General features: G+C 71.9%; 25 protein-coding genes. 17 read left to right on the top strand and 8 right to left on the bottom strand.

The window, feature by feature from the left end:
- Positions 1 to 38: 38 nt before the first annotated feature.
- Positions 39 to 308, bottom strand: a complete 270-nt coding sequence (locus tag AC5L30_RS27970) for a DUF2795 domain-containing protein (protein ID WP_112587651.1) — start codon at positions 306 to 308, stop codon at positions 39 to 41.
- 157 nt (positions 309 to 465) lie between these two features.
- Between AC5L30_RS27970 and AC5L30_RS27965 the strand changes: the two genes are divergently transcribed.
- The 6 genes from AC5L30_RS27965 to AC5L30_RS27940 all read left to right on the top strand — a co-directional run bounded on the left by AC5L30_RS27965 (position 466) and on the right by AC5L30_RS27940 (position 4,374).
- A complete protein-coding gene (locus tag AC5L30_RS27965; protein ID WP_393227047.1) occupies positions 466 to 876 on the top strand; it encodes a DUF2267 domain-containing protein in 411 nt (136 codons plus the stop codon).
- 215 nt (positions 877 to 1,091) lie between these two features.
- On the top strand, positions 1,092 to 2,117 hold the full coding sequence (locus tag AC5L30_RS27960; RefSeq protein ID WP_494870814.1) for a TerC/Alx family metal homeostasis membrane protein: 1,026 nt from the start codon (positions 1,092 to 1,094) through the stop codon (positions 2,115 to 2,117).
- Positions 2,118 to 2,192: 75 nt separating this feature from the next.
- The gene (locus AC5L30_RS27955; protein ID WP_091408112.1) at positions 2,193 to 2,792 is read left to right on the top strand and encodes a sulfite oxidase-like oxidoreductase; all 600 of its coding nucleotides are present in this window, start codon (positions 2,193 to 2,195) and stop codon (positions 2,790 to 2,792) included.
- A gap of 73 nt (positions 2,793 to 2,865) precedes the next feature.
- Positions 2,866 to 3,564 (top strand): ferredoxin reductase, encoded by a 699-nt coding sequence (locus tag AC5L30_RS27950; protein ID WP_494870957.1) that lies wholly within the window; start codon positions 2,866 to 2,868, stop codon positions 3,562 to 3,564.
- A gap of 35 nt (positions 3,565 to 3,599) precedes the next feature.
- Positions 3,600 to 3,893 carry a DUF6510 family protein gene (locus tag AC5L30_RS27945; RefSeq protein ID WP_355420842.1) on the top strand — a complete coding sequence of 98 codons (294 nt, stop codon included), beginning with the start codon at positions 3,600 to 3,602 and terminating at the stop codon, positions 3,891 to 3,893.
- A gap of 34 nt (positions 3,894 to 3,927) precedes the next feature.
- Positions 3,928 to 4,374 (top strand): hypothetical protein, encoded by a 447-nt coding sequence (locus AC5L30_RS27940; protein WP_494870813.1) that lies wholly within the window; start codon positions 3,928 to 3,930, stop codon positions 4,372 to 4,374.
- 85 nt (positions 4,375 to 4,459) lie between these two features.
- On the opposite strand, the gene AC5L30_RS27935 is transcribed toward AC5L30_RS27940, so the two are convergent.
- A complete protein-coding gene (locus AC5L30_RS27935; RefSeq protein ID WP_494870812.1) occupies positions 4,460 to 4,867 on the bottom strand; it encodes a pyridoxamine 5'-phosphate oxidase family protein in 408 nt (135 codons plus the stop codon).
- Between the two features lie 240 nt (positions 4,868 to 5,107).
- On the opposite strand from AC5L30_RS27935, the gene AC5L30_RS27930 reads away from it, so the two are divergent.
- The gene (locus AC5L30_RS27930) at positions 5,108 to 5,830 is read left to right on the top strand and encodes a VOC family protein (protein WP_494870811.1); all 723 of its coding nucleotides are present in this window, start codon (positions 5,108 to 5,110) and stop codon (positions 5,828 to 5,830) included.
- Between the two features lie 7 nt (positions 5,831 to 5,837).
- Here the strand turns inward: AC5L30_RS27930 and AC5L30_RS27925 are convergent, their stop codons facing one another.
- Entirely contained in the window at positions 5,838 to 6,512 is a 675-nt protein-coding gene (locus AC5L30_RS27925; RefSeq protein ID WP_494870809.1) for an NAD(P)-dependent oxidoreductase, read from the bottom strand.
- Between the two features lie 94 nt (positions 6,513 to 6,606).
- On the opposite strand from AC5L30_RS27925, the gene AC5L30_RS27920 reads away from it, so the two are divergent.
- From AC5L30_RS27920 to AC5L30_RS27905, 4 genes are all read left to right on the top strand, one after another.
- On the top strand, positions 6,607 to 6,996 hold the full coding sequence (locus tag AC5L30_RS27920) for a winged helix-turn-helix transcriptional regulator (protein ID WP_494870808.1): 390 nt from the start codon (positions 6,607 to 6,609) through the stop codon (positions 6,994 to 6,996).
- A 121-nt stretch (positions 6,997 to 7,117) separates the two neighbouring features.
- Positions 7,118 to 7,645, top strand: coding sequence for a GNAT family N-acetyltransferase (locus AC5L30_RS27915; protein ID WP_494870807.1), 528 nt, complete (start codon positions 7,118 to 7,120; stop codon positions 7,643 to 7,645).
- Positions 7,646 to 7,740: 95 nt separating this feature from the next.
- Positions 7,741 to 9,894, top strand: coding sequence for an amylo-alpha-1,6-glucosidase (locus tag AC5L30_RS27910; protein WP_494870805.1), 2,154 nt, complete (start codon positions 7,741 to 7,743; stop codon positions 9,892 to 9,894).
- Between the two features lie 54 nt (positions 9,895 to 9,948).
- Complete coding sequence (locus AC5L30_RS27905) at positions 9,949 to 11,250, top strand: NAD(P)/FAD-dependent oxidoreductase (RefSeq protein WP_494870803.1); 1,302 nt, start codon at positions 9,949 to 9,951, stop codon at positions 11,248 to 11,250.
- Between the two features lie 53 nt (positions 11,251 to 11,303).
- Here the strand turns inward: AC5L30_RS27905 and AC5L30_RS27900 are convergent, their stop codons facing one another.
- The 3 genes from AC5L30_RS27900 to AC5L30_RS27890 all read right to left on the bottom strand — a co-directional run bounded on the left by AC5L30_RS27900 (position 11,304) and on the right by AC5L30_RS27890 (position 14,334).
- Positions 11,304 to 12,389, bottom strand: a complete 1,086-nt coding sequence (locus tag AC5L30_RS27900; RefSeq protein WP_494870802.1) for an AI-2E family transporter — start codon at positions 12,387 to 12,389, stop codon at positions 11,304 to 11,306.
- A 58-nt stretch (positions 12,390 to 12,447) separates the two neighbouring features.
- Positions 12,448 to 13,242, bottom strand: a complete 795-nt coding sequence (locus AC5L30_RS27895) for a spermidine synthase (protein WP_494870801.1) — start codon at positions 13,240 to 13,242, stop codon at positions 12,448 to 12,450.
- 114 nt (positions 13,243 to 13,356) lie between these two features.
- Positions 13,357 to 14,334, bottom strand: a complete 978-nt coding sequence (locus AC5L30_RS27890; RefSeq protein WP_494870799.1) for a DUF2267 domain-containing protein — start codon at positions 14,332 to 14,334, stop codon at positions 13,357 to 13,359.
- Positions 14,335 to 14,534: 200 nt separating this feature from the next.
- Here AC5L30_RS27890 and AC5L30_RS27885 point away from each other — a divergent pair, with 200 nt between their 5' ends.
- A complete protein-coding gene (locus AC5L30_RS27885) occupies positions 14,535 to 14,849 on the top strand; it encodes a hypothetical protein (protein ID WP_494870797.1) in 315 nt (104 codons plus the stop codon).
- A 74-nt stretch (positions 14,850 to 14,923) separates the two neighbouring features.
- On the opposite strand, the gene AC5L30_RS27880 is transcribed toward AC5L30_RS27885, so the two are convergent.
- Complete coding sequence (locus AC5L30_RS27880; protein ID WP_494870795.1) at positions 14,924 to 15,256, bottom strand: STAS domain-containing protein; 333 nt, start codon at positions 15,254 to 15,256, stop codon at positions 14,924 to 14,926.
- A 213-nt stretch (positions 15,257 to 15,469) separates the two neighbouring features.
- On the opposite strand from AC5L30_RS27880, the gene AC5L30_RS27875 reads away from it, so the two are divergent.
- From AC5L30_RS27875 to AC5L30_RS27855, 5 genes are all read left to right on the top strand, one after another.
- Positions 15,470 to 17,227: a PP2C family protein-serine/threonine phosphatase gene (locus AC5L30_RS27875; RefSeq protein WP_494870793.1), complete on the top strand. Its 1,758-nt coding sequence runs from the start codon at positions 15,470 to 15,472 to the stop codon at positions 17,225 to 17,227.
- Positions 17,224 to 18,261, top strand: coding sequence for a cobalamin B12-binding domain-containing protein (locus AC5L30_RS27870; RefSeq protein ID WP_494870792.1), 1,038 nt, complete (start codon positions 17,224 to 17,226; stop codon positions 18,259 to 18,261). The genes AC5L30_RS27875 and AC5L30_RS27870 overlap by 4 nt, the downstream gene beginning before the upstream one ends.
- A 115-nt stretch (positions 18,262 to 18,376) precedes the next feature.
- Entirely contained in the window at positions 18,377 to 18,724 is a 348-nt protein-coding gene (locus AC5L30_RS27865; RefSeq protein WP_494870791.1) for an STAS domain-containing protein, read from the top strand.
- 84 nt (positions 18,725 to 18,808) lie between these two features.
- On the top strand, positions 18,809 to 19,255 hold the full coding sequence (locus AC5L30_RS27860) for a response regulator (protein WP_494870789.1): 447 nt from the start codon (positions 18,809 to 18,811) through the stop codon (positions 19,253 to 19,255).
- A 114-nt stretch (positions 19,256 to 19,369) separates the two neighbouring features.
- A complete protein-coding gene (locus AC5L30_RS27855) occupies positions 19,370 to 19,891 on the top strand; it encodes an ATPase (protein ID WP_494870788.1) in 522 nt (173 codons plus the stop codon).
- A 30-nt stretch (positions 19,892 to 19,921) separates the two neighbouring features.
- Here the strand turns inward: AC5L30_RS27855 and AC5L30_RS27850 are convergent, their stop codons facing one another.
- Positions 19,922 to 20,770: a hypothetical protein gene (locus AC5L30_RS27850; protein ID WP_494870787.1), complete on the bottom strand. Its 849-nt coding sequence runs from the start codon at positions 20,768 to 20,770 to the stop codon at positions 19,922 to 19,924.
- Positions 20,771 to 20,844 lie beyond the last annotated feature (74 nt).

Raw genomic sequence — 20,844 nt, 5'->3', positions numbered from 1 at the left:
GCCGCTTCCCGGTCAGGGCGGTGTGCGTCACCGCTGGGTCAGATGCCGCGCAGGTGCTGCGAGACCCGGTTGTGTTTGTCCCGCGCCTGCTCGGCTCGCTGGGCGGGGCCCACCTCGGGCGCGGCCTCGATCCCGGCCGAACGGGCCACCTCGGTCCCGTTGGCGTAGTCGACCGGCGGCAGGGCCCGCAGCGCCTTCAGCACGTCCGGCGGGGCACCCTCCCGCTCGGCCTCGCGGACCACGTCGTCCTTCTCGGCCGGGTAGTCCAGGCTCGACAGGTACTGCAGGACGTCGGCGTAGCTCGCCATGGCGTGGGCTCCCTCGGGCATCGATGTGGTGACGACCGGCGGCGGTTACCCGCCCGCTGGCCGGTCACGCCCGCCCGGCGGAGGCAAAACCGATGCCGTTTCTCCTCGTCCGCGGCGGGTACCCGCAGACGCCGACGCGAGCCCAAGGGAGTACGCGATGAACTACGACACCTTCATCGACCAGGTTTCCCAGCGCACCGCCACGTCGTCCGAGCGGGCGGTCGAGCTGACCCGGGCCGTGTTGGAGACGTTCGCCGAGCGGTTGACCGGCGGCGAGGTGCTGGACCTGGCCGCCCAGTTGCCCCAACCGCTGCAACTGGTGCTCAAACCGAGCCCGAGCACGGAGCAGGCGGACCGGTTCGGCGCGGCGGAGTTCGTCGCCCGGGTCGCGTTGCGCGCCGGTGTGCGGGAGCCCGCCGCCGAGGACGCCAGCCGGGCGGTCTTCACCACCCTGCGCGAGGCGATCACGGGTGGTGAGTTCGATGACGTGGTGACCCAGCTGCCGCGTGACTACCGGGGCCTGGTCGAGCAGGCGATGGCCCCGGGCGCGACGCTGCGCCGCGGCTGACAGCGCTCGTTCCGGGTACGCACAGCGGTTTACCAGGGCAACCATCGATGTCCCGCTTGGCGTGGCGATTCGGCCTGGCCTAACCTTGTCGTGCGAGGGGAGTACTTCCCACGAACCATTCCGGTCAGTACGGCGCGCCGGGCGCGCCTCGGGTGGTTGCCCACCAGCTGGTGGGTGAAGGAGACCTCGAACATGACGTGTTCGAGGAGACCCGCATGAGTCAACTGTCGTATCTGTCCGCCGCCAGTGACCTGTCCTCGGTGGGCACGCCCACGCTGTGGGCGGTCACCATCGTCGGGGTCGTCCTGCTGCTGGTGCTGGATTTCCTGGTCACGCGTCGCCCGCACGAGGTATCGATGCGGGAGGCCATCGGCTGGTCGGCGTTCTACATAGCGCTGCCGCTGGCGTTCGGCGGTTGGATCTGGTCCCGCTACGGCTCCCAGCAGGGCGTGGAGTACCTGACCGGTTACCTGGTGGAGAAGTCGCTCTCGGTCGACAACCTCTTCGTCTTCATGCTGCTGTTGGCGGCGTTCGCGGTGCCGGCGGTGCTCGCCCAGCGGGTGCTGCTCTACGGCATCGCCGGCGCGCTGGTGCTGCGGGCGGTCTTCATCGCCCTCGGCGCGGCGGCCTTGCAGACCCTCGACTTCGCCTTCCTGCTCTTCGCGATCATCCTCATCGCCACCGCCGTGAAGCTGCTGCGCGATGCCATGTCCGGGCATCAGCAGGAAGTCGACATCAACAAGATGCGCTCGGTGAAGCTGCTGCGCAAGGTCATGCCGGTGGTCGACGACTACCACGGCACCAAGATGACCGTCCGGCAGGGCGCGAAGCGGGCCCTCACACCGTTCGCCCTGGTGGTGGTCGCGGTGCTGGCCACCGACGTCGTCTTCGCGGTCGACTCGGTGCCGGCGGTCTACGGCATCACCGAGGACCCGTACCTGGTGTTCGCCACCAACGCGTTCGCCCTACTTGGCCTGCGGGCGCTCTACTTCGTCCTGCACGCGGCGCTGAGCCGGCTGGTGCACCTCAGCTACGGCCTCGCCATCATCCTGGCGTTCATCGGCCTCAAGCTGGGTCTGCACTGGGCGCACGGCATCTGGGACAGCGTGCCGCAGATCCCCACCCTGGCCTCGCTCGGCGTGATCATCGGTGTGTTGGTGGTCGTCACGGTGACCAGCCTGCGCGCCACCCGGGGCGGCGACCTGCCCGAGGACCGGAAGGTCGTTGCGGAACGGCGCTGACCGCGCCGCGCCGGCTGACGACGGGGTACGCGGGAAAGCTCCCGCCCCGCCCGGTGCGGGTGGTACGACTGTGCAATGGGAATCGTGTCACCGGGCTTTCAGGGTCGGCCCCGAACGCAGGAGCCGGCCCTGCCACCCGGTCAGTATCTGACCGAGGACTTTCCGGTGCTCTCGGCCGGCCCGACGCCCCGGGTGTCACTGGACACCTGGGAGTTCGTCATCTCCGCCGAGAACGGCAGCGAGCACCGCTGGTCGTGGCAGGAGCTGATGGCCCTGCCGCAGGAGACGCCGATGGTGGACATCCACTGCGTCACCCGCTGGTCCAAGCTCGGCACCAACTGGCAGGGCGTCTCACTGGACACGCTGCTCGCCGACGTCGACACCGGGGCGCACTTCGCGCTGGCGCACTCCTACGGCGGGTACACCACCAACCTGCCGCTGGACGACCTGCGCGGCGGTCAGGCCTGGGTGGTACACACCTTCGACGGCGCCCCGCTGCCGGCTGAGCACGGCGGGCCGGCGCGACTGCTGGTGCCGCACCTGTACTTCTGGAAGTCCGCCAAGTGGGTGCGCGGCCTCCGGCTCAAGACGATGGACGAGCCGGGGTTCTGGGAGACCGCCGGGTACCACGACTACGGCGACCCGTGGCGCGAACAGCGGTACCAGGGTGACTGAGCGCGCCGTGGCGACGAGCACCCCGCCGCAAACCAAGAACCGTTGGCAGGTTGGCCGGCTGGTGGAGCGCCGGATGGAGACACCGACCGCGCAGACCCTGGTGCTGGAGGTGCCGGACTGGCCGGGGCACCTGCCCGGGCAGCACGTCGACCTGCGGCTCACCGCCCCGGACGGCTACCAGGCGGCCCGGTCGTACTCCGTCGCCGGGCCGGCCGTGGACGGGCCGGGAGGCCCGCGCATCGAGGTGACCGTGCAGCGGGTGCACGACGGCGAGGTGTCCCCGTACCTCATTGATGTCTTTGGTGCCGGCGACCCGGTGGAGGTCCGCGGACCGCTCGGTGGCTGGTTCATCTGGCGGCCCGAGGAGACCGCGCCGGTGCAGCTGGTCGCCGGTGGCTCCGGCGTCGTGCCGCTGATGGCGATGATCCGGGCCCGGCGGGCGGCGGGCAACAAGGCGCCGTTCCGGTTGATCTACTCGGTGCGCACCCCCGCTGACGTGATCTACGCCGACGAGCTGCGCCGCCGGGTCCGCGACGACTTCGGCCTGGACGTTGCGTACGTCTACACCCGCGAGGCGCCCGAGGGATGGCGCGGTGAGCCGCACCGGATCGGGCTGGCGGACGTCAACACGCACGGGTGGCCGCCGGACCTGGAACCACTCACCTACGTCTGTGGCCCGACCGCGTTCGTGGAGACCGTGGCTGACCTGTTGGTGGGGCTGGGCCACCCGTCGCGGCGAGTCAAGACCGAACGCTTCGGCCCCACCGGCTGACCGCCCGCTCGCTCACGCAGTGTCGAGGAGATTCGATGACCGAGATGTCGTACCTGGACGGCAACATGCTCGACGGCCCGATGCGTGAGCTGTTCACCGTCGACCTGAGCAGCGCGATGGGTCGCTGTGAGAACTGCGGGATGACCGGCTCGATGGCCAGCCTGCACGTCTACTCGCACGCCCCTGGCCTCGTCGCCCGCTGCCCCTCCTGCGAGGAGGTGATGGTGCGCCTGGTGCGCGGGCCGGACCGGGCCTGGCTGGACATGCGCGGCACCACCTACCTCCAGGTGCCGATGCCGATGGAGCAGACGTTCCCCGGCCCGCTCTGACGGATCGGTTGCCTGGCTGAGGCAACATGGCCGGATGAGCACCGGTCGATGGCATGGTGTGCCGCTCGCGGTCCGGTGCGTGGTGGCTGTCGCCGTGCTGGTCTTCGCCTACGGCACCGGGGTGCACGTGGTGCAGCTGCTCCTGCCCCAGTTCGGGCCGCAGCTCGCCCTGCCCGGGTGGCTGACGTTCTACTTCACGTCCCTGACTGTGTGGGATCCGTTGGCGGCGTCGCTGTTGGCCGTTCGCCGGGTGCAGGGGCTCGTGCTGGGCTGCGCGGTGCTGGTGACGGACGCGGCCGCGAACGGGTACGCCAACTACGTGCTGGACCCGGCGGTCGGTGTCACCCCGGGCCGGATCGGGCAGGCCGTCATCACCGCCCTCGCCGTCGGTCTCGTCGCGCTCACCCCGTGGCTGGCGCCGTGGTTCATCGGCCCGCTCGGCCGAAGCGGCAAGCCCGCTCACACACGGAGGAAATCGTAGGATCGGGCGAGGTCGGAGTACGGGAAGCAGGGCCTTCACGTCCGCCCGGCTGCCGACCGTGTTGCCGAGGCTGATGGTCAGCGACTCACTGGGCGGTGCCCGCGAGCAGCCACCGCCGGACGGGGATCTCCAGCAGCGCCCGCTCGCCGTCCGGGCCGACCTGCCGGCCGACGTCCCAGCCGTCGTACTTGCGCGCGAACGCCTCGACGACCGGGATCGGGAATCCACTTCGGTGCACGTGGGCGGCGCCCTCCGCCACCACCGGGGCGTTGCCGCCTTCCAGGGCCAGCGACACCCGCGGGTCGACCACGACGTTGCGGGCCTTGACGCTGCGGCTTTCGCAACCGACCCAGAAGGTCGCGGAGCGGTAGACGAACCAGACCGGTGTCAGGTGCGGGGACCCGTCGCGCCGTAACGTGCACAGCCAGACGTTCAGCTCCCGCGACAGTCGCTCCTCGACGTCGGCCGCAGGGATCGAGGGGGTTCGGCTCACCCGGCCAGTGGATCACAACCCTGCACGTCCCGACGATGGTCTTTCAACTGATGTGGGGCCGCGTGCGGCGTGTCGAGTCAGGCAGCAGAGGGTTCGTCGATGGTGGTACCGGTCCGTGCGGCGCTCCGCCGTACCTCGCCGATCGACCCGAAAACTCGGGTGCGGTCGACCTGGCACACCCCTAGGCTCCCGCTCCGACGGCTGGCACGGCGTCCGGTCCGATGGGAGATGAGCGCAGCGATGACCGCACACCTGTTCGCGATCAGCTTCGACGCGAGCGAGCCTCTGCGGCTCGCGCAGTTCTGGTCCGGGCTCCTGGGGCGGGAGATCGTCGACGATCCACACGACGGCGTCCTGCTCCTACCCACCAACGACAACGAGTTCCACCTCCGCTTCGCCCCGAACCAGCAGCCGAAGGTCGTCCAGAATCGGATGCACTTCGATCTGACCAGCAGTTCGCTGGAGGACCAGCGGCAGACGGTGGCCAGGGCACTGGAACTCGGCGCGCGGCACGTCGACATCGGCCAGGGCCCGGAGATCGATCATGTGGTGCTCGCCGACCCCGAGGGCAACGAGTTCGACGTCATCGGGCCGGGCAACAAGTTCCTCGCCGGTTGCGGCTTCGTCGGTGCGCTGGCCTGCGACGGGTCACAGGCCGTCGGCTACTTCTGGAGCGCTGCGCTGGGCTGGCCGCTGGTCTGGGACCAGGACGAGGAGACCGCGATCCAGTCGCCGCTCGGCGGCACGAAGATCACCTGGGGTGGCCCGCCACCGATGCCGAACGGGGGCCGGGATCGGGTGCGTTTCGACCTCGCCCCGGCTGTCGACGTCGATTGGCGGGTCGAGGTCGACCGTCTGCTCTCGCTGGGGGCGACGCGGGTCGACGCCGACCAGGGTGGGGCAGGCCGACTGGTGCTGGCCGACCCCGATGGTCAGGAGTTCAGCCTGCTGACGGCCCGCTAGCTCACCGTCAGTCGAAGATGGACACGCGGGCGCGGTGGTGCCGAGGGGCTTCGATCTCGTCGATCACCGCGACGGCGAGATCGGCGTACGACAACGTCGTCGATCCGGACGGGTCCACGGTGTCCCCGCCGAGGCGGTACCGGCCCCGTCGTGGGGCCGCCGCGTCCAGCATCGCCGGCGGGGTGAGCATGAGCCAGTCGACAGTGGTGTCCGCGGTGCGGAGCCGGTCCAGGCCGGCGGTGTGCGACAGGGCGAAGGGGCGCAGGTGGCTGGGGAACGACGCGGGGTCGTCCAGGATCAGGCGACCGTGCTCGTCCTGAAGGTTGGCGAACAGGCCAATGAGGACGAGTCGAACCACTCCGGCCTCGGCCATGCCGTGCAGGAGCGCGTCGGCGGCGTTGACGAAGAACTGGTCGTCGAGGTGGTCGAGGGCGGCGAGGGCCTCGGGGCTTGACGCGGGCGTGACGGCGCTGACCACGGCGTCGTGGCCCGCTGCGATCGCGGATGTCGAGCGCGGGTCGGTGACGTCACCCCGGACCACCGAGATCCCGTCCGCCGTGATGTCGTCTGCCGTGCGCGGATCCCGGACAGCGGCGGTGACCCGATGGCCACGCACGCGCGCCTCGGCGGTGATGGCCCGTCCCGCTCTGCCCGCTGCTCCGAAGATGGCGATGCTGCTCATGGAACCGTCCCCCGTCCAGCGGTCTGCCTCGACGTCAGGGACGGTATCCACGAGATACTGGTTACTGCAAAGCTACTGGGATAGCTTCGGGCGGATGGTGACAGGTCTGGATCCGGAGATGTTCGATCCGATGTGCCCGTCCAGCGCGCTGCCGTTCCAGATCGGCGACAAGTGGACCGGGATGGTCGTGCTCTGCCTGGAGGACGGCCCGCGTCGTTTCACCGAGATCCGGGTGCCACTTCGCGCCGTCACCCCTAAGGTCCTGACGCAGACCCTGCGCGCGATGGAGCGGGACGGCCTGGTGGTGCGGACCGCCTACCCGGAGAATCCGCCCCGCGTCGAGTACGGACTCACCCCGCTGGGACGCAGTCTGTTGACCCTCATCGCAGCGGCGCGCGCCTGGAGCAGGGACCACCTCGCCGCGCTGCTCGCGGCCCGGGAGGCACACGGAGCTCCGCATGATCGTGCTCGATCAGTGATGTAGTGGTCATGTGCGCTGCCGGAGGCCACGACATCCTTGTTCGAGCGCGATCACGCGACCGCGCGGGCCACCCACCTGGCGGCGGTTGGACAACGGCGGCACCGGTCGGTCAGAGTGATCCGCCGTGAGATACCTGCGTACCGGTGGTCCCGCCGCGATCCGCCGTCCCCGCCCCACCGACTCCGACGAGTTCGTGGCCGGCGTGCGGCGCAGTCGGGATCTGCACCACCCGTGGTTGGCCGCGCCGGCCAACCCGCAGGAGTACGAGCTCTATCTGCGCCGGATCCGTCGCCGCGACAGCGCCGGCTACCTGATCTGCGACCGGGCCAGCGGCGAGATCGCCGGCTACGTGAACATCAGCGGGATCGTGCGGGGTGCGCTGCGTGGCGGCTACCTCGGGTACGCGGCGTTCCTGCCGTACAGCGGAACCGGGCACGTTTCGGCAGGCGTGGCCCTGGTGATCGACCACGCGTTCACCTCGGTCGGGTTGCACCGGCTGGAGGCAAACATCCAGCCGGGCAACGAGCCGTCGCGGCGGGTGGCCCGCAAGCTGGGTTTCCGGCTGGAGGGTTTCTCTCCGGACTACCTGTTCATCGACGGCGCGTGGCGCGACCACGAGCGCTGGGCGATCACCGCGCCAACCCCCGCCTGACCGTCGGCCCGCCCGCCCACCGCCCACTGGAGTCCCGGAACTTTCACCCGGACCGGGTGATGACGCTCCGTACCCTGCTTCCTACGGTGGGTGTCATGGCTGCCGTTCGCGCGACCCCTGCCAACCCCTTCCCCGGCCTGTCCGTCGCGAATGCGGACAGCGCCGACCAACGGGCCATCCCGCCCGAGTTGGGCCCCGACTCCCTCGCGGTGCTCAGCGGGCCGACGTTCCTGTACTCCAACGCGTGCGGGGATGTACCGCCGGGCAGCATCGGTGGGCTCGTGCACCTGGACACCCGCCTGATCAGTGGTTGGAACCTGACCGTCAACGGCGGCGAGCTGTTGCTGCTGCGCGCCGAGACGATCGACCACTACTCCGCGCAGTACGTGCTCACCAACCCCGAACTGCCCGGGCTGGCGCCGAACAGTCTGGGTCTGCGGCGGCTGCGCTACGTCGGCGACGGCTTTCACGAGCGCCTGGAACTGGTCTCCTTCCGGCTGGAGCCGGTCCGGGTCGAGCTGCGGCTGGCCGTCGCCGCCGACTTCGCCGACCTGTTCGAGGTCAAGTCGACGGTCCGGGACCGCTCCGCCGAGATCATCCGTGACCACGCCGACGACGGGTCCGAGCTGTGCTTCTCCTACCAGCGCGGCGAATTCTCCGCGCAGACCCGGGTGTGCTGCGCGAAGCCAGCCGACCGTATCGAGGGCGACGACCTGGTCTGGGAGCTGGAGCTGCGCCCCCGCGAGGAGTGGCAGGTCGACCTGCACGTGCCGCTGCCGCCCGGGATGGGAGTGGTCGAGCCGGTCCGGGGCGACATCGCCGACGTCATCCACGGTCGGGCCGACGACCCGCTGCGCCGGTGGCTGGAGGACCGGGCGACGCTGCGTAGCGACAACGCCGCGTTGGAGCGCACCTTGCGACAGTCCCGCAACGACCTGGCGGCGTTGCGGCTCGACCTGGAGGTCAAGGGCCAGCGGATTCTGCTGCCCGGCGCCGGGTTGCCGTGGTTCCTCGCCGTCTTCGGCCGGGACACCCTGATCACCGCCTACCAGACGCTGATCGCCGGGCCCGCGCTGGCGAAGGGTACGTTGCTCGCCCTGGCCCGGCTGCAGGGTGAGACGTGCGACGACTTCACCGACGAGGAGCCCGGCAAGATCCTGCACGAGGTGCGCAGCGGCGAGTTGACCCGCAGTGGCGAGAAGCCGTTCGGGCCGTACTACGGCACCGCCGACGCCACCCAACTCTGGCTGATCCTGCTCTCCGAGTACTGGCGCTGGACCGGCGACGACGAAACCGTCCGGCACCTGCGGGACAACGCGCTGGCCGCGTTGCGCTGGATCGACGAGTACGGCGACCGGGACGGCGACGGCTACGTCGAGTACGCCACCCGCTCGCCCGAAGGGCTGGGCAACCAGTGCTGGCGGGACTCGCCGGACGGCGTCTGCTTCGCCGACGGCCGGATCCCCGTGCTCCCGCTGGCCACCAGCGACCTACAGGGCTACACCTACGACGCCAAGCGTCGGCTGGCCGAGCTGTTCGACGGGCCGTTGGACAACCCGACGTTGGCCCGCCGGCTGCGCGACGAGGCCAACACCCTGTACGAGCGGTTCAACCACGACTTCTGGATCGAGGAGCGGGGCGGCTATTACGCGGTCGCCCTGGACGGCGACAAGAACCGCGTCGATTCCAAGACCTCGAACATGGGTCACCTGCTGTGGAGCGGCATCGTCGCGCCGGAACGGGCGGACGCGGTGGTGCGACAACTCATGTCGCCGGACATGTTCTCCGGTTGGGGCATCCGCACGCTGTCCCGCGAGGAGCGGCTCTACAACGCCCTCGGCTACCACCTGGGCACCGTCTGGCCGCACGACAACTCGATCGCCGCGCTCGGCCTGGCCCGGTACGGCTACCGGGCCGAGTCGAACCGGATCAGTCTGGCGATGTTCGAGGCGGCCGACCAGTTCGGTTACCGGCTACCGGAGGCGCTCAGCGGGTTCGATCGGGAGCGGCTGCTCTTCGCCGTGCCGTACCCGACCGCGTGCAGCCCGCAGGCGTGGGCGGCCGGCACACCGCTGGCCCTGATCCGCGCCATGCTCGGCATCAACCCGGTCAACGGCCGGCTGGTCCTCGATCCGGACGTCCCGGAGGAACTGGGCCGGATCGTCGCCGAGCGGGTTCGGGCGTTCGGCCAACAGTGGGAGTGGGAGGCGGTGGGCCGCAGTGGCCACGTCCGGCTCCAGCCGAGCTGAGCGCGGGTGGCGCGTCGGACGTTTGTCGCGGCCTTCGACGGGAAACGGCCCGCAATGACGAAACCTCGTGTGGTGATCGTGGGGGCCGGGTTCGCCGGTTACCACGCGGCGAAGACGTTGAGCCGGATCGCCCGGGACCGGGCCGAGATCGTGGTGCTGAACTCCACCGACTACTTCCTGTACCTGCCGCTGCTGCCCGAGGTGGCGGCCGGGGTGGTCGAGCCCCGACGGATCGCCGTGCCGCTGACCGGGACGCTCAAGGGCGTACGGGTGGTGGTCGGCGAGGCGGACCACGTCGACCTGCAGAACCGCTGGGTCGGCTTCACCCAGGCCGAGGGGGAGAAGAACCGGCTGGCGTACGACCGGCTGGTGCTCGCCGTGGGCAGCGTCAACAAGCTGCTGCCCATCCCGGGGGTGACCGAGTACGCGCACGGCTTCCGCGGCCTGCCCGAGGCCGTCTACCTGCATGATCACATCATCCGGCAGCTCGAGCTGGCCGAGCAGGCCGAGGACCCGGCCGAGCAGCAGGCCCGGTCCACGTTCGTGGTGGTCGGGGCGGGCTACACCGGCACCGAGGTCGCGGCGCACGGGCAGCTGTTCACCGACGCGCTGCACGCCCAGCGGCCCCGGCTCACCGTCCGGCCGCGCTGGATGCTGCTCGACGTGGCGTCGCGGGTGCTGCCGGAGTTGGACAAGCGGATGTCGGACACCTCGCACAAGGTGCTTGACCGGCGTGGGGTGGACGTGCGGATGGGCACCTCGGTGGCCGAGGCGACCTGCGACGGGGTGAAGCTCACCGACGGTGAGTACGTCCCGACCTGCACCCTGGTGTGGTGTGTGGGGGTGCGCCCCGACCCGTTCGTCAACGAGCTGGGCCTACGGACCGACCGGGGTCGACTGGTCACCGACGAGTTCCTCAACGTCCCCGGCTACCCGGAGGTCTTCGCGTGCGGTGACGCCGCCGCCGTGCCCGACCTGGTCAACCCGGGCAAGGTGTGCGGGATGACCGCACAGCACGCGCAGCGGCAGGGCAAGCGCGCGGCGTACAACATCGCCGCATCGTACGGCTTCGGCAAGCGCAAGCCGTACAAGCACCACGACCTGGGGTGGGTCGTCGACCTGGGTGGCAAGGACGCGGCGGCGAACCCGTTGCACGTGAACCTGGGCGGGTTGGCGGCCAAGGCGGTCACCCGGGCGTACCACCTGATGGCGATGCCGGGAAACCGCACGCGGGTCAGCGCCGACTGGGCGTTGGACGCCGCGCTGACCCGGTCCGCGGTCCAGTTGGGGCTGGTGCCGGCCAACGCGGTGCCGTTGGAGAGCACCACACCCGAGGTCGCGACCCGGTCCCGCTGAGCGGGCAGCCGGACCGGTCGCCGCAGAGCAGGCGGCAGCGGGCGCCGCGCCGGTCAGTCGGTGGAGCCGGCCGGCCGCGCGGCCGGCCCGGCCGCCGGGGCGGGCCGGAGCCGGCGTGGGCCGTACTCGCGCAGCAGGGTCTGGATGATGCCGGCGGCGGGGATGGCCAGCAGCGCGCCGAGCAGACCGGCCAGCTCGGCCGCGAGCAGCACGCTGACCAGCACGGTCAACGGGTTCAGCCGGACCGCGCGGGACAGGATGAGCGGCTGGAGCAGGTGGTTCTCCACCTGTTGGTAGACCACGAAGAAGACCAGCACGATCACCCCGGCGGTGGGGGAGTGCAGGAAGCCGGCGCCGGCCGCGATCACCGCGCCGAGGGTCGCCCCGACCAGCGGTATCAGGTCGGCCACCGCCACCAGCAGGGCGATCACGGCCGCGAAGGGCACCCCGGTGAGGGTCAGCACCACGAAGGTCAACGCCCCGCAGATGACGCTGATCAGCAGGTTCCCGGTGAGGTAGCCGGTGACGGTCCGCGACACCTCCCGGCCCACCCGGCGCAGCCGTTCGCCCTGACCGTCCCCGGCCGCCGCGAGCACGCCACGGGTGATCCGCGGCGTCTCCAACACCATGAGGTACGCGAGCACGATGACCGTGACCAGCCCGGCGACCGACTCGACGAGGCCGCGCAGCACACCGACGGCGGGTTGGCGCAGCCGGCCGCCGAGGTCGCGTAGCTGCTCGGAGTGCTCGCTGACGTAGCGGCGTGCCCCGGTGCGCTCCAGCGCCTGCCCCACCGGGCCTCGTCCGGCGCGGGCTTCCCGCAGCAGCTCGGGCGCCCGGTCGGCGAAGCGGCCCAACTCGCCGAACAGCGGCACCAGGATGAGCGCGGCCAGGATCGCCAGCAGCACGAACGCGGCGAGGAACACCAGCAGGGTGGCCAGCGCCCGTCGCCGGACGAGGCGGCGTTGCAGCCGGTCGACGAGGGGTTTGAGGGCGACGGCGAAGAACGCGGCGACCACCGCCCAGACCAGCACCCGCCGGGTCGCGTACACGAACCCCAGCGCGAGCGCGGTCGCCAGCACCAGACCGATCACGATCAGAGTGCGACGCGCAGTGCCCCGGTCGTCGGTGTTGCTCATCCGGCGGGCCTTCCCCACGCGCGCCGTCGGAAACCCGGCATTGCGGGCGCAACGGCGATCAGTGGCGGGAGTTGTCGTCCGCGTCGGTGACGGGGTGGGCGCCGGAGACGAACGTGTCCAGCGCGGCGGCGTGCAGCAGCCCGCCGGGCACCGGGTCGCGCAGGGCGGCCACCGCCAGCCGGGCCACCGGCAGCCCGCCGGGGCGGGAGGTCGCGGCGAGCACCAGGTTGCCGTACCTGCGGCCGCGCAGCATCCGCCGGTCGCCGACCACGCACACGTCGGCGAAGACCGCCCGCAACGTGGCGACCTGCACCCGGGTGCCGACCAGTGGCGGCAGGTCCGTGACGTTCACCAGGTACAACCCGTCGGGGCGCAGGGTGCGGGCCACCTCGGCGGCGAACTCGACGGTGCGGACGTGCCGGGGCATCCGGGCCGCCCGGTAGATGTCGGCGATCACCAGGTCGTACCGGCCGTCGGGGGTGCCGGTCAGGGCGTCCCGGGCGTCGGCGACCTCCACCCGCACCTCCGGCGGCAGCGGCGGCAACTCCCGGGCCACCAGCTCGACCACCGCCGCGTCCCGCTCGACGACCCGTTGCGGGGAACCGGGTCGGGTGGCAGCCAGCCAGCGGGGCAGCGTCAACGCGCCGCCACCCAGGTGCAGCACGTTCAGCGGGGCACCGGCCGGGGCTGACAGCTGCACCGCCGAGGCGATCCGCCGAACGTACTCGAAGTGCAGGTGGCGGGGATCCTCGACATTTACGTACGACTGCTCGACCCCGGCGGACAGCAGTGTCCGCCCGGTCCGGCGGACCGGGTCGACGACCAACTCCAGCCGGTCGGCGGCGCGGTTCATATCCGGCACGCTAGCCGAGCCCACGGTCCACCCGTCCCGTGGCCCGACCCGGCCGACGGGCCGGCGGAGCGGGGTTCTCCCCGGTCCGCCGGCCCGCCGATGTCGCGGTGGCCGTCAGCCGCCGGCCATCCCGGCCCCCACCTCGTCGATCGCGTCGTCGATCTGGCGGGCGAGGTCCACGTCGAGCGCGGTCACCCCGTTGGCCTGGTTGGTCCGCACGGTCAACACGGCGGCGGTGTCACCCGGACGCCCGATGCTCGGGCCGCGGCCGTTGTCCTGGCGCAGCCGATCCAGCCGGGCGAGCACCCGGTCCAGGTTGTCGGGCGGCAGCGCGACCACCCGGTAGAGGCCCTGGCTGTCGCCGGACCAGTAGGGCAGGTCGTCCAGCGCCGCGTCGATCTCGTCGGCGTCCAGGGTGGGTGTGGTGGTGGAGGCGCCCACCAGGCCACCGCCGGCCTCCGGCGGGTTCAGCAGGTCGCGCAACCCGTCGGGTACGTGCAACGACTCGACCAGGTCGCCGTCCTGCGCGGCGAGCGCGGCGATCGTCGCCTCCGCCTGGTACCGGGCCTGCTCCGGGGTGTTGCCGCTGATCCGGCCCACCTCGGCCAGGAAGCCGGGCAGGTCCTGGTGCCGCTCGATGCCGTCGACCGGCAGCACGTCGTGCAGCGACGACGGCACCGCGGCCAGCAGCCGCTGCCGCTCGGCGGCCTCCAGGGCGAACGCGAGGACCAGCACGGTCGCCTCGGTGCCCACCTTGGCCGTCTTGAAGTCGACCCCGGCGCGACGCCGGACCTCGTCGACCAGGTCGTGGTAGCCCACGCTGTTCACGCCGGCCGCGCCGCTCGGCGGCGACGGCTGGGGCCGCGGATTGTCGGCGCTCCCGACCGGCGGCGGTGCCGGCCCGCCCCGGGTGCTGTCCGGTTTGTGCGGTCCGGCCGCTGGTGGCCCGGCCCGCTTGCCCGCATCGAGGCTCTTGAGCTGCTTGGAGGCGCTCAGGCTGGCACCGATCTCGCTGGGCTGGCGACTCTGTTCGCGGGCCTGCCGGGCCAGTGCCCGGCGCCTCTGGTTGTCGCCCTCCATCTGCTTGCGCATGGTGGCATCCCTTCCGCTGGGGATCGTGGCTGCGCCCGTCGCCTTCCCGCCGTCCCGGAGCACGAAACGGAGGCCGCCGGCCGGGTCGGCCCGGCCTCCGCCAGGCTTCATCCGGCGGGGGTGAGGGGCGCTCACCCGCACGGCCCGCACCATCGGGTCAGGACCGGAGTTCTTCCGAGGTACGCGGAAGGAAGGCCGTCATGAAGCAGATCGTCGAGATCGTCCCCGCTCGACCCGGCTGGTACGCGCGCTGGCAGCTCGCACCAGAACTCACCAGGTGTTACCCGGTGAGCCTGTGGGCGCTGCTGGAGGAGGCGGACGGGACCGGCCGCGAGGTGATCGGCATGGACTGCATCGGCCAGTGGCCCGGCGCGGACGACAACGAGGCGGATGGGCAGTTCGTCCGCTATCTGTATCAGACGCCCGATTCGGGGAAGCCCGACGACATCGACCCGGCCCCGATCGGCGAGCTGCGTGAGGACGGCCCTCGGCTCCAGCCGATGACGGCACCCTAGACCTTCCTCCGGCCCCCGACCCCAGGTCCCAGGGTCGGGGGCCATCCCCGTTCAGAACGGGGGTGGCCCACGGGTCAGCCGATGGCGCGCACGTCGTCGTCGGTGTGCGCCACGGCCAGCAACTCACTCAGGCCCGTGCGGTCCAGCATCCGGCGCAGCTGTGGGCTGACCCCGATCAGCTGGATCGCCCCGGCGGCGCGGTGCACCACCAGCAACGCGCTCAGCCCGGAGGAATCGCAGAGGGTCACCCCGGTCAGGTCCACCAGCACCGGGGCGTCGCCGCGCAGCTCGGCCGCCGCGGCGATCAGCTCGGGTGCGGTGTCGTAGTCGAGTTCACCGGTCAGCCGGAGTCGGACGTGCCCGGCGGCGAGCCGGGTTGTCTCGATGGTCAACAGCTGGTCGGGCATCCCACCATTCTCCTTGTCGAGCGACAAAACGCAAAGCGGGGGCGGCCACGTGCGCCCGTGTCCCTCGTCCGGCGCCCCCGTCGTGGCGGGTGCCCGCCACCTGCCGTGAGATGCCGGTGTCCGGGTTCCGGCGTAGGGTGGCCTGGAGACTTTTGACCGTGGACGCCGGTTCCGGCACGGGTTCGGTGAACGACAAGGAGTGAGGCTCAGCTGGTGACTGCTTCCGACGTCAGGGACTGGGACCCGGGCGACGGACGGCTCTCCACGCCGAGCGCGACACGACCCTCGGCGTGGTCCGCCGACGTTCGCCGCCCCACTGCTGCCCTGCCGCCGTTGGCCCCTGACCGAGGTCAGGCCCCACCCGACTGGTTCGAGGTCGTCGAGCACTTCCGGGAGGGCCTGGTGGTCTGCGACGCCGATGGCGGCGTGCGGCATGTCAGCCCGGTGGCCGAGCGGTTGCTGCCCGAGGTGACGCCCGGCGAGCTGCTCAGCGCGGCCGGTGTGCCGGGGCTCAGCGAGGGCGTGCCCGGCGGCTTCACCCATGGCGGGAGGCGGCTCACCGCGCGCCGGGTGCCGCTCTCCGGCGCCCGCTGCTGCTGGTACGTCGAGGACGTCACCGACAGCGTCAGCCGCGCCGACGCGCTGCTCGCCGAACGGGCGCGCTCGGCGTTCCTGGCCGTGGTCGGCGACAAGCTGGGCAACCCTCTGCACCCCGACCGGGCCGCCGCCGCGGTCGTCCGGCTCGCCGTGCCGACCCTGGCCGAGGTGGCGGTGCTGGTGCTGGCCCCGCGGGCCGGCCGCGCCCGCTGGTGGCGGGCCTCGCGCACCGACGACGAGGCGCCGACGGTGGACAGCGGCGTGCTGGTCGGCGGCGAGTTGCCGAGCGCCATCGCCGACGGGCTGACCGGGGCCGAGCCGCACGCGGTGGACTGGCTGGTCGAGCAGGCGGTCGACGCCGGCTGGCTGCCGGGGCTCGCCGGCACCGAGAGCGCTGCCCGGGTCGTCCCGCTGCCGGGCCGCGACGCGCCGGTCGGTGTGCTGCTGGTGGCCCGTCGCGCCACCCGCTGGTACGACGAGGCCGACGTGGAACTGGTCCGCGCGTTCGCGGCCCGCGCCGGTGCGGCGTTGACCACCGCGCTGCTCTACCGCGACCAGGCGGAGGTGGCCGACACCCTCCAGGCCAGCCTGCTGCCGGTCGAGCCGGTCGAGGCCGTCGGTGTGCAGTGGGGCACCGCGTACCGGCCCGCGCAGGCGGGGCTGCGCATCGGCGGCGACTTCTACGGTTCGCACCGACTCCCCGACGGTGGCTCGGTGTTCTTTCTCGGCGACGTGTCGGGCAAGGGTGTCGAAGCCGCCGTTTTCACCGGCCAGCTGCGCCAGTGCCTCCAGGCGCTGCACCGGTTGGAGTCGCACCCCGCGCGGTTGCTGCGGCTGCTCAACGACGCGCTGTTGGAGACCACCCAGGCGCACGGCCAGGGCCGCTTCGCCACGATAGTGCTCGGTGTGGCCCGCCCGGAGCGCGACGGTGGCCTCACTCTCACCATGGCCGGCGGCGGGCATCTGCCGCCGCTGGTGCTGCGCGCCTCCGGCGAGGTGGAGACGGTGCCGTTGCGCGGGATGCTGATCGGGGTGGTGCCCGATCCCCGGGTCGGGGAGGTGACCGTGCGGTTGGCGCCGGGCGAGACCTGCCTGCTCTACAGCGACGGGGTGACCGAGGCCCGGGGCGGGCGGCGCGGCGACGAGCAGTTCGGCCCCGAGCGGCTGGTCACCGCGCTGACCGGCTGCCAGCGGATGCCCGCGCCGGCGCTGGCCGAACGGGTCGAGCAGGTCACCTGCGACTGGCTGGCACAGGGCGACCACGACGACATCGCCGTGCTGGCGCTGCGGGCGGTCGGCCTGGGCGGGCGGAGCGCGCGGCACCTGCACTCGGTGCCCGCCGGCATCGACCAGACAGAGGAGACTGACGCGTGACCGTCGCAACGGCCACCACGGACCTCGGCGAGGCGTACTCCGGGTACCTGGACCACCTCGCCGACGCCGACGAGTACGCCGCGACCGACCTGGCGATCGGCCTGCTCGACGCGGGCGTCCCGGCGGAGCGGGTGTTGCTCGACCTGGTCGCGCCCGCCCAGGCCGAGGTGGGCGAGCGGTGGGCGCGCAACGAGTGGAGCGTCGCCCAGGAGCACGCGGCCACCCACATCAGCGAGCAGGTGGTGGCGGCGGTCTCCGCGCACGTCAAACCGCGACCGACCGGCGGCCGGGTCGTGGTCGCCTGCATGGACGGGGAGTGGCACGCGCTGCCGCCCCGGTTGGTGGCCGAGGTGCTGCGGTTACGCGGGTGGCAGGTGACCTTCCTGGGCGCCAGCGTGCCGGCCGCGCACCTGGTGTCGTACCTGCACCGCTACGACGCGCACGCGGTCGCGCTGGCGTGCGCGCTGCCGATGCGCCTGCCGTACGCCCACCGGATGATCGAGGCATGCCGCCGCTCGGACGTGCCGGTGGTGGTCGGTGGGCGCGGGTTCGGCGCGGATGGCCGGTGGGCGCGCCAACTCGGGGTGGCCTGGGCGCCGGACGCGCCCTCGGCGGCCGAGCTGATCGCCGACGAGCGGGCACTGCGCGGGGCGCCGCCGGCAAGGCTGGCCCACCTGGCCGACGACGAGTACGCCAGCCTGGTGCGCCGTCGCGGTGAGTTGATCGACAGCGCGTTGGCGGAGCTGCGGGAGCGGGTGCCGGCGGCACGGGCGTACACCGCCGCTCAGCTCGACGCGACAGTGAGCGACCTGGGCCACATCGTGGATTTCCTGGCCGCGGCGGTCTACGTCGACGACGCCTCGTTGTTCACGGAGTTCGTGGAGTGGCTGTCGGGGATTCTGGGCAGTCGTGGGGTGCCCGTCGGGGCGATCGCCCTGCCGCTGGAGCACTACGCCGCCGCGCTGCGGGACTTTCCCCGGGCGGCGCGGGCGCTGGCGCTGGGATGTGCGGCGCTGCCCGGCATGGCCCGCTGACCGACCCGCCGGGGGTCCCCGGATCGATCACCGCGCTCGACGGCGGGCGGGTCAGCTCTGCGTATACTTGCCGGACTGCAAACGTCCCACCGTGGGTGGAGCGAGGGGGAGAACGGTGACGTTCAGCGTCAGCTACGTCGAGGGCGACGGTGGTGGCGCCTGCCTGCGGCTCGTGGGCGAGCTGGACCTGAGCACCGCCCCCGAGCTGACCGCCGCGATCGACCGGCTCAGCGCGGCGGGCGAGAACCGGGTGCTGCTCGACCTGACCGACCTCACGTTCTGTGACTCCACCGGGATGGCGGTGTTCGTCCGGGGCGACAACCAGGCGGCGGCCGACGGGGGGTGGCTCCGGCTCACCGGCGCCAACGGGCGGGTCGAGCGGGTGCTGCGGGTGACCGGCCTCGCCGACGTGTTGCGCTACGAGCCGGAGTCGGTCGACCCCGCGTCCCGCAGTGCTTCCTGATGGGCTAGATTTCCCCGCCAGTATTTTCCCGCCAGCGCGGTGACCGTCAGGGTCCCGTCCCCGCCGACTCCGAGGCAGGTAGTGATGGGCGCAGACAGCCCGCAGCCGGTACGCATCCTGGTGGTCGACGACGACCCGGGTGACGTGCTCATGATCGAGGAAGCGCTGGCGGACTCCGACGTCGACAAGATCATCGACGTGGTCAGTGACGGCGAGGAGGCGATGGAGTTTCTCCGCGCCGAGGGTCGGCACGAGCAGGCCCGTCGACCCGACGTGATCCTGCTGGATCTGAACATGCCGCGGATGGACGGTCGGCAGGTGCTTGGGGCGGTCAAGCAGGACGAGGACCTGCGGACCATCCCGATCGTCGTGCTCACCACCTCCAACGCCGACACCGACATCGTCGGCAGTTACACGTTGCAGGCCAACGCGTACGTCACCAAGCCGATCGACCTGGACGACTTCAACGACGTGGTGCGCCGCATCGACGAGTTCTTCGGCCGGGTCGTCGTGCTGCCCAAGCGGAGCTGACGCCGGCGCCGCCCGCGCGCATGCTGAACATTTTCCCCGAACCCCCTCGCCGCGAGCGGTCGCGGCCGAGGATCCAGGTGGGGAAGTAACAGCAGCTGCCTGGGGGGCGACAGTATGAGGTTCTCCATCGTTGAGACCGGTTACGACCAGCGGCAGGTGGATTACTGCCTGGACGAGTTGGGGATCCGGTTGTCCCGGCTCGCGGCGCGGGCTGAGGGCGCGGCCGGGGCGGCCCGGGAGTGGGACGAAATCCGCCAGGAGGCGGCCTGGCTCAGCGGGCTCCTGCAACGGCTGGACCTGGACGACGCCGCCGTCACCCGGCACGCCGGTGACCCGGTGCGGCGTGAGGCCGCCGAGATGCTGGCCCAGGCCCGCACCGAACTCGACGAGGCCCGCGAGGAGGCACGGCGGGTACGGGAGCGGGCGTACGCGGAAGCCGTGCAGGCCCGACGTGACGTCGAGGCGGCACTGGACGCTCGTCGACGACATGCGGCGCGGGTGGACGAGATCCTCAGCCAGGTCACGGTCGACCAGGTGCCCGCGGACACCCCCACCGCGGCCGCTGGCGTACCGGGCAGTCGGGTCGGAGTCGGCGGGCCGGGCGCGGGCGCGGAGCGGCCGCCCGGCCGTCGCTGAGTCGCGCGGGCACGGGCGTGGTCGCTCGGCTCAGGTGGTGAGCGCCGCCGCGACGGTGGTCGCCCGGTCCTCGTGCTGGGCGTACGCGTCCGGGTAGGCCGAGATCTGTACGGCCTGGGCGGCGGAGGTGACGCTCATGTCCTGCCAGCCGGGGATCTCGTTGAGCGCGCTGTAGAAGGCCCGCGCGGCGTACGACGGGCGCATCAGCTGGGCCACCGTGCCCCAGCCGCTGCTGGGCCGTTGTTGGAACAGCCCGACCGAGTCGTGGTCGGAGCCGCTGCCCTGGTTCGGGTACTCCGCCGACTCCGGGAGGACGTCGCTGGCCAGGTTGTAGAGGTTGCTCTCCTGCATGGCGGTGGCCAGCGCCACCACCAGGGCGCGGCGCGGCATCTTCATCTCCAGGCCGACGTCCACGATGATCTTCGCGTTGTCCATCTGGGCCTGGTCGAGGCCGGCGACCGGCCGGGGGCGGCGGGGCTTGACCGGCTTCTTGGGCGCCTTGCGGACGACGGTGGGAGTGGGCGTGGGCTTCGCCGTCGGGCTGGGCAGGACCCGGGCGGGGGCCAGGTCGCGGTCCAGTGACCGGGAGGCGCGCTCGTCGGCGATCGCGGCGCGGTCGGCCACCGCCTCGGCGAGCGGCTCGACCGTACGGGTGGTGTCGTCGTTGCCTCGCGCCGTGGCGACCGCCACGAGGCTGAGGCAACAGGTGACACCGGTGGCCAGCGCCACCCGTACCGGGGTCGAGCCCAGCAGGGCACGCCTCGGCGGTTCGGGAACGCGGTGACGGCCGATCGTCCGTTCGGTTGATGCGGCGTCGTCCGAGATGGTGGTCGGGCGCGCGTCGGTCAGCTTCTGGGCGGAGGGGTCGTCGGGGTGCACCTGACGAGGCTAAAGAGCTGAATGCCCGATGCCATCGGCCCGTACGGTGGCATGCGCCACAATTTGCCCTGATC

This window comes from Micromonospora sp. BQ32, assembly GCF_059358895.1.
Note: the sequence above shows the minus strand (reverse complement) of the source record. Positions and strands in the feature narration are given on the sequence as shown.